General features: G+C 65.5%; 10 protein-coding genes. 6 read left to right on the top strand and 4 right to left on the bottom strand.

The annotated features are described in order from the left end of the window. Positions 1–12 precede the first annotated feature (12 nt). Genes IHE57_RS08615 through IHE57_RS08605 form a run of 3 tightly spaced genes read left to right on the top strand, consistent with a single transcriptional unit; the run spans position 13 to position 3,291 of the window. Positions 13–1,779 (top strand): MDR family MFS transporter, encoded by a 1,767-nt coding sequence (locus IHE57_RS08615; RefSeq protein ID WP_209324752.1) that lies wholly within the window; start codon positions 13–15, stop codon positions 1,777–1,779. Beyond that, positions 1,721–2,686: a D-2-hydroxyacid dehydrogenase gene (locus tag IHE57_RS08610; RefSeq protein ID WP_209372447.1), complete on the top strand. Its 966-nt coding sequence runs from the start codon at positions 1,721–1,723 to the stop codon at positions 2,684–2,686. The genes IHE57_RS08615 and IHE57_RS08610 overlap by 59 nt, the downstream gene beginning before the upstream one ends. Next, positions 2,683–3,291, top strand: coding sequence for a hypothetical protein (locus tag IHE57_RS08605; protein ID WP_209372445.1), 609 nt, complete (start codon positions 2,683–2,685; stop codon positions 3,289–3,291). Before IHE57_RS08610 ends, IHE57_RS08605 begins: the two co-directional genes overlap by 4 nt. A gap of 65 nt (positions 3,292–3,356) precedes the next feature. Here the strand turns inward: IHE57_RS08605 and IHE57_RS08600 are convergent, their stop codons facing one another. Continuing rightward, positions 3,357–4,784 (bottom strand): glyceraldehyde-3-phosphate dehydrogenase, encoded by a 1,428-nt coding sequence (locus IHE57_RS08600; protein WP_209372443.1) that lies wholly within the window; start codon positions 4,782–4,784, stop codon positions 3,357–3,359. Positions 4,785–4,827: 43 nt separating this feature from the next. Further along, on the bottom strand, positions 4,828–5,874 hold the full coding sequence (locus tag IHE57_RS08595; RefSeq protein ID WP_209372441.1) for a YhjD/YihY/BrkB family envelope integrity protein: 1,047 nt from the start codon (positions 5,872–5,874) through the stop codon (positions 4,828–4,830). Between the two features lie 125 nt (positions 5,875–5,999). On the opposite strand from IHE57_RS08595, the gene IHE57_RS08590 reads away from it, so the two are divergent. Continuing rightward, a complete protein-coding gene (locus IHE57_RS08590; protein WP_253720087.1) occupies positions 6,000–6,740 on the top strand; it encodes a DedA family protein in 741 nt (246 codons plus the stop codon). 68 nt (positions 6,741–6,808) lie between these two features. On the opposite strand, the gene IHE57_RS08585 is transcribed toward IHE57_RS08590, so the two are convergent. Together IHE57_RS08585 and IHE57_RS08580 are read right to left on the bottom strand one after the other, a co-directional pair. Then, entirely contained in the window at positions 6,809–7,852 is a 1,044-nt protein-coding gene (locus IHE57_RS08585; RefSeq protein WP_209372438.1) for a glutathione S-transferase family protein, read from the bottom strand. A 206-nt stretch (positions 7,853–8,058) separates the two neighbouring features. Then, positions 8,059–9,867 carry an AMP-dependent synthetase/ligase gene (locus IHE57_RS08580; protein ID WP_209372436.1) on the bottom strand — a complete coding sequence of 603 codons (1,809 nt, stop codon included), beginning with the start codon at positions 9,865–9,867 and terminating at the stop codon, positions 8,059–8,061. 190 nt (positions 9,868–10,057) lie between these two features. Here IHE57_RS08580 and leuS point away from each other — a divergent pair, with 190 nt between their 5' ends. Together leuS and nadE are read left to right on the top strand one after the other, a co-directional pair. Continuing rightward, entirely contained in the window at positions 10,058–12,973 is a 2,916-nt protein-coding gene (gene leuS / locus IHE57_RS08575; RefSeq protein WP_209372434.1) for a leucine--tRNA ligase, read from the top strand. A gap of 33 nt (positions 12,974–13,006) precedes the next feature. After that, entirely contained in the window at positions 13,007–13,840 is an 834-nt protein-coding gene (gene nadE / locus IHE57_RS08570) for an NAD(+) synthase (RefSeq protein WP_209372432.1), read from the top strand. Positions 13,841–13,860 lie beyond the last annotated feature (20 nt).

Below are 13,860 nucleotides of genomic sequence, written 5' to 3'. Positions count from 1 at the left end.
AACGATGAGGATATGACCTTGAGCACCCGGACCACACCACCGCCGACGGCGAAGCCCGATGACGAGGCGGCGGCGATGACCACCTCGGCGATCATCCTGCTCTTCGTGGGCCTGATGATCGCGATGTTCATGTTCTCGCTCAACCAGACGGTGCTCGCCACCGCGCTGCCGACGATCGTCGGCGAACTCGATGGCGTCGACCAGATGCTGTGGGTCTCGACCGCGTTCATGCTCGCTTCGACGATCATGATGCCCGTCTACGGCAAGGTCGGGGATCTGTTCGGACGCAAACCGCTGTTCATGTTCGCGATCTGCTGCTTCCTCGCCGGTTCGGTCTTCGCCCTCGTCGCCAACGAGATGTCGACGCTCATCCTCGGCCGCGTCCTCCAGGGCATCGGCGGCGGTGGGATGATGATCCTCTCCCAGTCGATCATCGCCTCCGTCGTGCCTGCCCGCGAGCGCGGCAAGTACATGGGCATCATGGGCTCGGCCTTCGCCGTGTCATCGGTGGCCGGACCGCTCATCGGCGGCTGGCTGACCGAAGGGCCCGGGTGGCGCTGGGCGTTTGCCATCAACTTCCCGCTGGGCATCATCGCCCTCATCGCCGCCGCGATCTTCCTCAAAGTTCCCAAGCATGCCAGGGGGACGGGACCGCGGCCGAAGATCGACGTATTCGGCATGGCGCTGATCTCGATCGTCACTTCCTGCATCGTGCTCGTCTCCGCCTGGGGAGGCCATGACTTCGAATGGGGATCCTGGCAGATCAACGGCCTGATCATCACCGGCGTCCTCGCCGCAGCAGCCTTCGTCTTCGTCGAACTCAAGGTCAGCGAACCGGTCATCCCGATGAGCCTGTTCGCCAACCGCGACTTCCTGCTGTGCACGATCGCGGGCCTCTTCGTCGGCATCGGCATGTTCGGAGTGCTGTCGTACATGCCGACCTACCTGCAGATGGTCCACGGCATCGATGCGACTGTGGCCGGTCTGATGATGGTTCCGATGATGGGAACCATGCTCGTGTCCTCGACCCTCGTCGGGTTCATCGTCTCCCGCACCGGCAGGTACAAGAAGTACCCGCTGGTCGGCATCCTGCTCATGGCCGCCTCGCTGGTGCTGCTCTCGATGCTCAAGGCCGACAGCTCGGCGTGGGAGACCATCGGCTGCCTGGCACTGCTCGGACTCGGCCTCGGACTGAGCATGCAGACCCTTGTCCTCGTCGTCCAGAACGCCTTCCCGGTGTCCATGGTCGGCACCGCGACAGCGTCGAACAACTACTTCCGGCAGGTCGGCGCCACGCTCGGCATGGCGTTCATCGGATCGGTGTTCACACAGCGGCTCATGGACAACATCAAGGCCGGGATCACCGAGATCGCGAAGTCCGCACCGAACACCCCGCTGCCGAAGGTCTCCTCGACGGGACTGACCCCGGAGATCGTCGCCCAGCTGCCGGAGCCCCTGCACTCGCTCATCATCAACTCCTACAACGACGCGCTCGTGCCGCTGTTCCTCTGGGTGGCACCGCTGGCCGTGCTCGGCTTCGTCTTCCTCTGCTTCCTGCCCAACACGCCGCTGGCGCAGACGCTGAAGGGCGAACCCGCACAGCGGGAGAGCCTCGATGTCGGCCAAGCGCCAGCGGACGCCGCAGGTGCGATGTCTTCGGCCACCGGTGCTGCTCCATCGGATAGTCTGGCAGAAAGCCCACTGCCGGAGGAGACCTGGAATGACGGTACTGACCATACTCAACTCACCCGGGACCGAGATTCCCGACCTGCTCACTGACCTCGGCGACAGGGACGGGATCGAGCTGCGGGTCGCCGAAGCCGATACCCTGGGCCAGGCACTGCCCGGCACCGATGTGCTCCTGATGTGGGACTTCTTCTCCACTGCGCTCAAAGACGCCTTCGGCAGCGCTGACCGACTCGCCTGGGTGCACGCCGCGGCAGCCGGAGTCGACTCCCTCCTCTTCGACGAACTCGTCGATTCGCCGGTGACGGTGACGAATGCTCGCGGGACCTTCGACCGACCGATCGCGGAGTTCGTTCTGAACTTCATCCTCATGCAGGCCAAGAATTCGATCGGCTCGCTGGCCGACCAGCGCCAGGAGAAGTGGAACCGGCGCTCCACGCGCGATGTGGCGGGGTCGAAGGCGATGATCGTGGGCACCGGATCCATCGGCCGTGAGATCGCACGGGTACTCAAGGCCGTCGACATCGAAGTCACCGGTGCCGGTTCCCATGCCCGCAGCGGAGACAACGACTTCGGTGACGTCATCGATTCGGCCACTCTGAGCGAGCACGTCGGCGGATTCGACTGGGTCATCGACATCGCCCCCCTGACCGAGCAGACCGAGAAGCTCATCGGCACCGAGGTCTTCGCCGCCATGGATGACACCGCCGTGTTCATCAATGTCGGACGCGGCGACACCGTCGACACCGATGCCCTCGTCGCCGCCCTGCGCTCCGGAGAGATCGCCGGGGCCGGGCTCGATGTGTTCGAGCAGGAGCCGCTTCCCGCCGGCCATCCGCTGTGGGGGCTCGACGATGTCATCATCACCCCGCATATGAGCGGTGACACGGACGGATGGCGGATGCGCCTGGCCGAACAGTTCCACAGCCTGTTCGAGCAGCACCTGGCCGGTGAGGAGTTCACTCACACCGTCGACAAGAAGCTCGGGTACGTGCGTTGAGCGAGGCCGAGGATGCGGCGGCCCGACGAGCCTTCCTGGCCCGGGTGGTCGCCGAACTCATCGCCGTGCGCCGCGCCCGCCTGCTCAGCATGCTGGTGCTGGCCATGGCGATGCTCGTCACCGGGCTCGGGGCGGCGGTGCAGGCCCAGGGCGATCACATCGACGCCGTGCTCCTGTTCTCCGCCTTCGGCCTCATCATGATCGGCATCGTCTGCGCCCTCGGCGCGATCGTGGCATGGACGCGGCTCAACCGCGACCCCCTCGATTCGGTCGCGGAGGCCCGACCGGCACGAGCCAGGGCGCCACGGACCCGCAATGCCGGGATGGCCGTGGCCCTCGGCTTCGTCGTCCTCGGGATCGTGTTCGCGGCGCTGCTGTGGTCGCAGACGCCGATCCTCGCCGGAGCGGTGGTCATAGCCTGCGCGCTGCTGGCCTGCCTGGGTCCGATCTGGGCGGGGGAGCTCTCGGCTGCCGATGACCGTCTGGCGGTCATCCTCGACAGCGAGGACGAGCTCGCCGCACGCTTCTCGACCTTCACTCCGCTGTGGCTGTACGAGGCGATGAACCCCGCAGCCGACGGAAACGGCCCATCTGAGGCTGAGTAGCCCAGTTCCGAAACCGGGCTGCTCAGCCTCAGATGGGCCGAATCGCTTATACCTCGACTGCTGCGTCAGGGGAAGGCGGGGACGTCCACCTCGGCCATCTTCGCCACACAGCGGATGACCTGGCAGCTGTAGCCGAACTCGTTGTCGTACCAGACGTAGACGACGACACGGTCCTCGTCGACGATCGTGGCCAGTCCGTCGACGACACCGGCGCGCTTGGAGCCGACGAGGTCGGAGGAGACGAGCTCGGGGGAGGTGACGTAGTCGACCTGGTTGCGCAGCGGGGAATGCATCGACACCTCCCGCAGGAAGGTGTTGAGCTCCTCAACGCTCGTGGACTTCTCGAGGTTGAGGTTGAGGATCGCCATCGACACGTTCGGGGTCGGGACGCGGATCGCATTGCCCGAGAGCTTCTCGGCCAGTTCCGGCAGAGCCTTGGCCACAGCCTTGGCGGCACCGGTCTCGGTGAGAACCATGTTCAGTCCGGCCGCGCGACCGCGACGGGACCCCTTGTGGAAGTTGTCGATGAGGTTCTGATCGTTGGTGAACGAGTGCACCGTCTCGACATGGCCGTTGCGGACGCCGAACCGGTCGTTGATCGCCTTGAGCACAGGAGTGATCGCATTCGTTGTGCACGAGGCGGCCGAGACGACCTTGTCCGAGTCGAGGATCGCGTCGTCGTTGACCCCGAAGACGATGTTCTTGACGTCTCCCTTGCCGGGGGCCGTGAGCAGGACCTTCGAGGCGCCGGGGCAGGCGAGGTGCTTGGACAGGCCTTCCTCGTCGCGCCACTTGCCGGTGTTGTCGACGATGATCGCATCGTCGATGCCGTAGGCGGTGTAGTCGACTTCGGACGGGTCATCGGAGTAGATGACCTGGATGAGGGTGCCGTTGGCCTGGATGGTGTCGGCCTCTTCATCGACGACGATGCTGCCGTCGAAGGCTCCGTGGACCGAGTCGCGGCGCAGCAGGGACGCGCGCTTGACGATGTCGTTCTCCCCATTGCGGCGGACGACGACTGCGCGCAGACGCATCCCGGTCCCGCCTGCACGATCGATGAGGATGCGTGCGAGCAGGCGTCCGATGCGGCCGAATCCGTAGAGGACGACGTCGCGGACCTCACCCTTGCCGGCCTGGGAATCGATGACCTCGGCCAGCTCCGCCGCGAGGAATTCCTCGACGTCGCCGTTCGGCTCCTCGAGCTTCTCGACGAGGCGGCCCAGATCGATCCGAGCCGGGGCCAGGTCGAGTCCGGCCAGGGCGCTGACGATCCGGTGGGTGATCTCGATGTCGAGCTCTTCGCCGAGGAAGTGGCGGGCATAGCGGTGCGCTTTGATCATGCCGGTCACGGACTTGTTCAGCAGCGAGCGTCCGAACAGTGTCAGCAGCACGTCGTTCTCGCGGTACAGGCGTCCGACAAGCGGAATGAGTTCTTCGGCGGCGGTCTGCTTCTTCGCCCAGTCGTCCAGACGAGCCGTCGTTGCGTCAGTCAAAGGTCGTATCCCCTCGGTCAGTTGTAACGGATGCGCACCCAGTCTAGCGCTTCGACAACTCGCGATCGGACTGGCGCTCCTCGAAGCGTCGGAAGCCGAGCAGGGTGAGTGCGACGATGCCGGCTCCGGCGAGCAGAGCACCGAGGCTCTGGGCCTGCACCTTGGGTTCGACGAACCTGTACTCCGGCGTCTCCTCCTGTGGTTTGGGCGGATTCGCGGTGCCGATCCAGGCGGCGATGAAGAGGACGATTCTGACGAAGACGTTGAGCGTGAGCATGATCGCGATGATCGAACCGAACACGCCGGCGGCCTTGTTGCCGGAGAACAGGTTGACGAGCACGGTGGCGAAGTTGATGAGGATGAGGAATGCGACCGCACCGATGAGTGAGCCGCGGATCTTCGCCCGCTTGTCCACCGGCTTCTCGGGGAGCATGGTGAACAGGAACATGAAGATCAGCCATGCAGCGGCCAAAGTGATGATGAAGGGGACGACGAAGAGCATGCTCCGCGCGAACCCGGAGAGGCCGAGCGTGTCGGCGATCACCGAACGCAGTCCGGTGCCGACCACCGTGAGCGCGACGGTGAGGAGGAGCCCGATGATGAGTCCGACGAGGGTGACGACGTTGCTCAAGACCTTCTTCACGAAGGACTTCTCGATGACGTCGTCGAAGTCCTCGTGCAGTTGGGCGCGGACGGCGGCGCCGAGGTTGCCGATGAAGCCCTGTCCCGTGTAGAGACCGGTGAGGATACCGATGATCCCCACGGCCTGCCAGTCGAGGAGGTAGCTCTCGAGCTGCGACGTCAGTGTGGAGTTGCCGGCGGTGAATGTCCCGATCTGCTCGGTGACCATGGGCAGGAGGTCCGGACGCGCGACGTCGAGGACGAAGCCCAGGCATGCGAGGCTGACCATCGCGATGGGCATGACCGCGAGCACGAGGAAATAGGTGATGGCCGCACCGAACTGATTGCCGAGCCGCTGGCCGAATCGCTGCACCGCGCGCATGAGGTGCGCGGGCCCCGGCTGACTGATGGCGTTGTGGCCGGCTTCGGCGACCGTGTTCCGCGAGGCCAGTACTTTGGCTGGTGCCACGTGTTTGCTCCTTCGATGTCGACCCGGAGGTGCTGTCGTTTCCCACCCTGAGGTGTCCGTTTCCACATTAGCCGCTGTGAGCCCACTGGGAGCGGCAGGCCGCGCCCTTATCTACACTTTTGACCATGCCGACTACCCTTCCGACCGGTTCCGCTGCCGAGTTCTCGCTGGCTGCGGGCGGCGGTGCCGCAGAGAACCTCAGCGGTTTCTCCGCCTGGACCGTGACCGTCATGGAGACCCTGGGGCCGATCGGCGTCGGGTTCATGGTGTTCCTCGACAACATCTTCCCGCCGATTCCCAGCGAATTGGTCCTGCCCCTGGCCGGGTTCACCTCGAGCCAGGGGCAGATGAACATCGTATGGGCGATCGTCTTCGCGACAGTCGGCTCGCTCGTCGGCGCCGTCCTGCTGTGGGCGCTGGGCAGATGGATAGGCATCGAACGCATCGCTCGCATCGCGGTGAAGATGCCGCTGGTCGACGTCGACGACGTGCACAGGACCGTGGACTGGTTCGACAAGCACGGCGACAAGGCAGTGTTCTTCGGCCGGATGATCCCAATCTTCCGATCGCTCATCTCCATTCCGGCGGGAATGCGGAGCATGCGACTTCCCAAGTTCGTGCTCCTGACGACCGCAGGCAGCGCGATCTGGAACACGGTCCTCGTCGTCGCCGGCTTCTTCCTCGGCGAGAACTGGTCGATCGTCGAGACCTATGCGGGGTATTTCCAGAAGCTCGTCATCGTCGCCGTCGCCGCCTGCGTCGTCGTGTGGATCGTGCTCAAGGTCCGCAAGCATCGGCGGAGGCGGGCCGCAGGTCTCGACGATTCGAGTCCGGAAGTCATCGAGCCGGGGGAGTTCGACACCTGAGCCCGGAAAGAGCCCGGCCCTGACAGCAGAGTCAGGGCCGGGCTGTCTCGGAGGGCATCATAGGCAGATCAATTCGCCCATGCGGCCGCCGTATGAGCGGTCGGGACCTCCTCGCCCGGCTTGACCGGACCGGGGGCGGTGCCGTCGCCGAAGGGGGAGCCGCCGAATGTCCTGTCTCGGCCGTGATCGCTGAGCCATCCGGACAGATCCGGTCCCTTGGGCACGATCTGGGTCGGGTTCACATCGCGGTGGACGATGTAGTAATGCTGTTTGATCTGCACGAAGTCGACCGTGTCGCCGAATCCGGGCGTCTGATAGAGGTCCCGAGCGTAGCCCCAGAGATTCTCGAAAGCCGTGAGCGGCTGCCGGTTGCATTTGAAATGCCCGAAGTACACGGGGTCGAAACGCACCAGGGTCGTGAAGAGGCGCACGTCCGCCTCGGTGATGGACTCGCCCATGAGGAAGCGTGAGCGGCTCAGCCGGTCCTCGATGGTGTCGAGAGCGGTGAACAGACGGTCGAAGGCCGCCTCGTAGGCGTCCTGGGAACCGGCGAAGCCGCAGCGGTAGACGCCGTTGTTGATCTCCGTGTAGATCAGCCGCATCACCTTCTCCATCTCCTCCCGCGACTCCTCGGGCCAGAGATTCGGGGCTCCCTCACGATGGAACTCCGTCCATTGGGTGGAGAAGTCCTCGGTGATCTGCGGGAAGTCGTTGGTCACGACGGCACCGGTGGGGACGTCGACGACGGCGGGAACGGTGATTCCGCGAGGATAGTCGGGGTAACGCGCGAAGAACGCCTCCTGCAGGCGCTCGATCCCGAGCACCGGATCGACGCCGCCGGGGTCGAGATCGAAGGTCCACGACCGCGCATCGTGTGTGGGGCCCGGCATGCCGATGGAGATGACGTCCTCCAGGCCGAGCAGGCGGCGGACGATGATCGTGCGGTTCGCCCACGGGCAGGCACGCGCGGCGATGAGGCGGTACCGGCCGGGCTCGACCGGCCACTCGGCGTCGGGAGTGTTGAGGATGCGATCGTCGATGTAGTTCGTGTCCCGGGTGAATTCCTTCCCCGTGTTCACGTAGCTGGGCGTGTGATCGGTGTCGTCGGCCATGGTGCATGCCTCCAGTGGGCTCGGTGGGAAACGGCTTGCTCCCTCAGCTTACGACGAGGCCCGGGCGCCCGGCGACAGACTTCGTCGAAGCAGGCCGCTCGGCGGCACGGCGCCCTGCGACAGACTTCGGCCCGGGCACGGACTCGTGATGAATCCGCGCCCGGGCCGGGTCGTGGGAGGAGGCCGAATCTCGTGCGGCGGACGTCTCAGCTCGCGTAGAGTGCGTCGATCTCGGCGGCGAAGTCCTTGTTGACGATGTGGCGCTTGACCGACTGCTTGGCCGAGAGGTAGCCGTTGGCCTCGGTGAGTTCGACGGGCAGGATCGTGAATTTCTTGATCCCTTCGGCGCGCGAAACGGTCTTGTTCACGCGTGCGACTGCTTTGTCGATCTCGGCCCGGATGGCTTCGTCGGCGGCTGCCTCGGCGAGATCCATCGCCGGCAGATCGTGATTCTTCAGCCAGGTCGGGAGCATCTCCGAGTCGAGGAAGATGAGTGCGGAGACGAACTTCCGGTTCTCCCCGACGACGACGGGCTGGCCGATGATCGGGTGGCGGCGGAGCGCGTCCTCGAGCGGGGCCGGGGCGATGTTCTTGCCGCTGGAGGTCACGATGATCTCCTTCTTGCGGCCATTGATCGTCAGGTACCCGTCCTCGTCGAGGGACCCGAGGTCGCCGGTGCCGAACCAGCCGTCGTGGAACTCCTTGGCCGTGGCCTCGGCATTGTTCCAGTACTCCCGGAAGATCGGTACGCCCTTGGCGAGGATCTCACCATCGGGCGCGATGGCCACCGACACTCCCGGCAACGGCACTCCGACCGTGCCGATCTTCGACTTCGCGGGCACATTGACCGTGATCGGCGCCGTGGTCTCGGTGAGACCGTAGCCTTCGATCACGATGATCCCGAGGCCGCGGAAGAAATGGCCGAGATGCTCGCCGAGCGGTCCGCCGCCGGAGACGGCGTGCGAGACATTGTTGCCCATGACTGCCCTCAGCTTCGAGTAGACGAGGCGGTCGAACACTGCGTGCTGCAGCTTGAGGCCCATCGGCACTTTGCCGGTGTCGAGGGCTCGCGAATAGGCGACGGCGACCTGTTCGGCGCGGCGGAAGATCTTCTCCTTGCCTCCGGACTGGGCGTTGGCCAGGGCCGAGTTGAAGACCTTCTCGAAGACGCGGGGGACGCCGAGGATGAATGAGGGTCGGAAGCTGCCCATCGCATCGGTGAGCTTGCTCAGGTCCGACTGGTGGGCCAGAACTGCTCCGGAGCTGATCGCCAGGACCTCGATGAAGCGTGCGAACACATGGGCCTGGGGAAGGAACAGCAGGCACCGCATGCCCTCGGTGAAGACCTCGGGGATCTGCATCTGTGCGGACTGCACCGTCTGCACGAAGTTGCCGTGGGTGAGCACGCACCCCTTGGACTTGCCCGTGGTGCCCGAGGTGTAGATGATCGTGGCCACCGAATCGCCGGTCGCCTGGGACCGGGCGTTCTCGAGCTGCTCATCGCTGATGTCGCGTCCGGCCTCGGCGAGCGCGGCGAACGCCTCTTCCTCCCAGACCCGCAGCCTCGGCTCGGGCAGACCGGCGGCGGCCGCCGCGGCGGTGAAGCTGTCGGCGTGCTCACGGGTGGAGACGAGGCCGCGGGCGACCTTCGCGTCCTTGATCATCCAGGCCAGCTGTTCCTCGGACGAGGTGTCGTAGAACGGCACGGAGATGCCGCCGGCGTACCACACGGCGTAGTCGCTGAGCGTCCACTCATACGACGTGGGGCCGAAGATCGCGATCCTGTCGCCGACTTCGACCCCGAGAGCGATGAGACCCTTGGCCGCGGCACGAACCTCCTCGAGGAACTGCCCGGCCGTGATCTCCGACCAGCCGTCGCCCTCGGGCTTGGCCACCAGGGGGCGATTCGGATCCGCGGCTACCGTGGCGCGGAAGACATCGGTCGTCGACGAGACGGTATCGACGTCGAATCCGACGACGGGGGTCGTCGACTGCGGCATTGTCGTTGGGCTCATGGGTCTCCTTCGCGGACGTAAGTTACTGCCCGGTTATCCTACCGTTCGGTCGGGGCGCAGTGAAATCGATCACGTTTGCCGAGATATCCCGGCTGTCGCCGTCCTGTGAGCAGTCTAACCAAGTCGAATCAGGGGATGTTCAGAGTACGATGGTCAGAACCCGCTCACGTCTGTCCAGCGAAGGAAGGTAATGACGACGAATCCTGAGGAGACCGGTTTCCGCTATGACGCGGCGCTGGCCGAGAAGATCGAGAAGTCGTGGCAGCGCACATGGGAGAAGTCGGGAACGTTCCACACCCCGAACCCCACCGGAGACCTCGGCGAGCTCGCCTCCCAGGAGACACCGTCGCCCTACAGTCCTCCCGCCGACCTCAGTGAGCGCGAGTCCCTCTACATCATGGACATGTTTCCGTACCCCTCAGGCGCGGGCCTGCACGTCGGCCACCCGCTCGGCTACCTCGGCACCGATGTCTACGGCCGCTACCAGCGGATGCGCGGGCACAATGTCATGCATGCCCTGTCCTACGATGCCTTCGGTCTGCCCGCGGATCTCTACGCAGTCCAGACCGGCCAGCATCCGCGCATCACCACGGATGCGAACATCGCGAACATGACCGAGCAGCTGCGCCGTCTGGGCCTGGCCCACGACGTGAGGCGGCGGTTCGCCACGACCGACGACGAGTTCGTCAAGTGGACGCAGTGGATCTTCCTGCAGATCTTCAATTCCTGGTACGACCCCGAGGCGACCACCCCTGACGGTGAGGCCAAGGGAGCGGCGCGGCCGATCGAGACGCTCATCGAGCAGTTCGCCAGCGGTGACCGCCCCACCCCGGACGGCCGGGCCTGGTCCGAGCTGAGTCCGGCCGAGCGCGAAGACGTTCTGCAGGGCTTCCGTCTGGCCTACGTCTCCGAGTCACCGGTCAACTGGTGTCCGGGGCTGGGCACTGTGCTGGCGAATGAGGAAGTCACCGCTGACGGTCTGTCCGAGCGCGGCAACTTCCCGGTCTTCACCCGCCGCCTGCGCCAGTGGAACATGCGCATCACCGCCTATGCCGACCGTCTCATCGACGACCTCGACGTCCTCGACTGGCCGCACGCGATCCACGCGATGCAGGTCAACTGGATCGGTCGGTCGAAGGGTGCGCTGCTGCGCCTGCCCGTGGCCGGGGATGAGAAGACCGAGATCGAGGTCTACACGACCCGCCCGGACACTCTGTTCGGAGCCACCTACCTCGTGCTCAGTCCCGAGCACCCGCAGGTCGCCGCGCTGACCGCCGAAGCCTGGGACGAGGCCACACCCGAGTCCTGGCGTGGGGGAGAGGCCACCCCCGCCGAGGCGATCGCCGCCTACCAGCGCACCGCCGCGGCCAAGACCGATGCCGACCGGCAGCAGAGCCGGGAGAAGACCGGCATCTTCACCGGCTCCTATGCCCTCAACCCGGCCACCGGCGACCAGGTGCCGATCTTCATCGCCGACTACGTCCTCATGGGCTACGGCACCGGCGCGATCATGGCCGTGCCCGCCGAAGACGCCCGCGACTGGGAGTTCGCGAAGGCCTTCGATCTGCCCTATATCCGCACGGTCCAGCCGCCGTCGGACCACGATGAGGACAGCCCTTACACCGGCACCGGTGTGATGATCAATTCGGCGAACGCCGAGATCGACATCAACGGCCTCGAGATCGACGCTGCGAAGGCCCGAGTCACCGAATGGCTGTCGGGCAAGGGCTTGGCCACCGAGTCCACCCAGTACCGTCTGCGTGACTGGCTGTTTTCCCGTCAGCGGTACTGGGGCGAACCCTTCCCGATCGTCTACGACGAGAACGGCACTCCGATCGCCCTGCCCGATGAGATGCTGCCCGTGCAGCTGCCCGAAGTCGACGACTTCGCTCCGCGCACCTATGCCCCCGACGATGCCGACAGCCGGCCCGAACCGGCTCTGAGCCGCAACCAGGAATGGGCCGAAGTCGTTCTCGACCTCGGCGACGGACCGAAGACCTACCATCGTGAGACGAACACGATGCCCAACTGGGCCGGCTCCTCCTGGTACCAGCTGCGCTACGCCGATCCGCACAACGACGAACGCCTCGTCGACCCGGAGAATGAGAAGTACTGGCTGGGCCCGCGGAAGTCGAAGCCGCGCGGCGGCGCTGACCTCTACGTCGGCGGACAGGAGCACGCCGTGCTCCACCTGCTCTACGCACGGTTCTGGCACAAGGTGCTCTTCGACCTCGGTCACATCTCCTCCTCGGAGCCGTTCCACCGGCTGGTCAACCAGGGCTACATCCAGGCCTATGCCTATACCGACGCCCGCGGCGTGTACGTCCCCGCCGCCGAGGTGGAGGAGAAGACAGGCAGCAACGGTGAGCTGACGTTCTGGCACGACGGCGAGCAGGTCAACCGGGAGTACGGAAAGATCGGCAAGTCGCTGAAGAACTCCGTGATGCCCGACGAGATGTACGACGCCTATGGTGCCGACACCTTCCGCGTCTACGAGATGTCGATGGGGCCGTTGGAGCAGGACCGTCCGTGGGAGACCCGCGCCGTGGTCGGCGCCCACCGGTTCCTGCAGCGCGTCTGGCGACTGTTCGTCGATGAGACCGACGGTCGCTCCGCGGTCCGTGAGGGCGAGACGGACGCCGAATCGCTCAAGGTCCTCCACCAGGTCATCGACGGCGTGCGCGAGGACATGGACCATCTGAGGTTCAACACCGCGATCTCCAAGCTCATCGTGCTCACCAACCATGCGACCAAGCAGGGCGGGGCGACCAAGGAGCTGCTCGAGCCGCTGACCATCATGCTCGCTCCCTTCGCTCCGCATCTGGCCGAGGAGCTGTGGCAGCGCCTCGGGCATGATGCGACGGTCACTTACGCCTCCTTCCCCGAGGCGGATCCGCGCCATCTCGTGGCCGACACCGTCACGTGCGTGGTCCAGGTCAAGGGCAAGGTGCGCGCCCGCCTCGAGGTCGCTCCCGACATCTCCGAAGAGGATCTGGAGACGCTCGCCCGCGAGTCGCCGAATGCCGTCAAGGCCCTCGGCGGCGCCGGTATCCGCAAGGTGATCGTGCGCGCGCCCAAACTGGTCAATATCGTCCCCGATGCCTGAGCAGGGCACGGGCAATCGCAGGATCGAGAGTCAATGAGAGCAGAAGCCGTCCAGGACGAGATCCGTTCGCAGCTCGGGGTGCGGCCGACGATCGACCCGGCCACCGAGATCGCACGCCGGGTCGAATTCCTCGTCGACTACGTGCTGACCACCGGTGCCAAGGGACTGGTGCTGGGCATCAGCGGGGGCCAGGACTCCACTCTGGCCGGCCGGCTGAGCCAGCTGGCCGTGGAGGGTCTGCGCCGCCGCGGTGCCGAGGCCGAGTTCTGGGCCGTCCGTCTGCCGCACCATGTGCAGACCGATGAGCAGGACGCGCAGGACGCGCTGTCCTTCATCGGCGCCGATCACGAGATCACCATCAACATCGGTGCGGCCACCGATGCCGCCGCCGACGAGTACGAGAAGGCGACGGGCGAGCCGATCAGCGATTTCGGCAAGGGAAACGTCAAGGCACGGATGCGGATGACCGCGCAGTTCGAACTGGCAGGTGAGAAGCGTCTCCTCGTCGTCGGCACGGATCACGCCGCCGAGGCGGTCACCGGATTCTTCACCAAGTTCGGTGACGGCGCCGCCGACGTCGTCCCGCTCGCAGGGCTGAACAAGCGGCAGGGGCGAGCCCTGCTGGGCCACCTCGGCGCTCCCGAGCATCTCGTCGTCAAAGCGCCGACAGCCGATCTGCTCGACGACGAGCCCGGTCAGACGGACGAATCCTCCTTGGGCCTCAGCTATGACCAGATCGACGACTTCCTCGAGGGCAAGGAGATCGCAGCGGACGCCGCTTCGGCGCTCATCGAGAAGTACCGCAGGTCCGAGCACAAGCGGCGCACCCCGGTGGCCCCGACGGACACGTGGTGGATCCGGCACTGAGTTCGTGACGGGGCCTCAAC

The sequence above is a fragment of the Brevibacterium renqingii genome (genome assembly GCF_017808105.1).
Lineage (GTDB): Bacteria > Actinomycetota > Actinomycetes > Actinomycetales > Brevibacteriaceae > Brevibacterium > Brevibacterium renqingii.
Note: the sequence above shows the minus strand (reverse complement) of the source record. Positions and strands in the feature narration are given on the sequence as shown.

What these genes read in the sequence shown, in the direction of transcription:
- IHE57_RS08615 (WP_209324752.1), top strand. Translation starts at nt 13, where the DNA reads ATGACCTTGAGCACCCGGACCACACCACCGCCGACGGCGAAGCCCGAT.
- IHE57_RS08610 (WP_209372447.1), top strand. Translation starts at nt 1,721, where the DNA reads ATGACGGTACTGACCATACTCAACTCACCCGGGACCGAGATTCCCGAC.
- IHE57_RS08590 (WP_253720087.1), top strand. Translation starts at nt 6,000, where the DNA reads ATGCCGACTACCCTTCCGACCGGTTCCGCTGCCGAGTTCTCGCTGGCT.
- IHE57_RS08585 (WP_209372438.1), bottom strand. Translation starts at nt 7,852, where the DNA reads ATGGCCGACGACACCGATCACACGCCCAGCTACGTGAACACGGGGAAG.
- IHE57_RS08580 (WP_209372436.1), bottom strand. Translation starts at nt 9,867, where the DNA reads ATGAGCCCAACGACAATGCCGCAGTCGACGACCCCCGTCGTCGGATTC.
- leuS (WP_209372434.1), top strand. Translation starts at nt 10,058, where the DNA reads ATGACGACGAATCCTGAGGAGACCGGTTTCCGCTATGACGCGGCGCTG.
- nadE (WP_209372432.1), top strand. Translation starts at nt 13,007, where the DNA reads ATGAGAGCAGAAGCCGTCCAGGACGAGATCCGTTCGCAGCTCGGGGTG.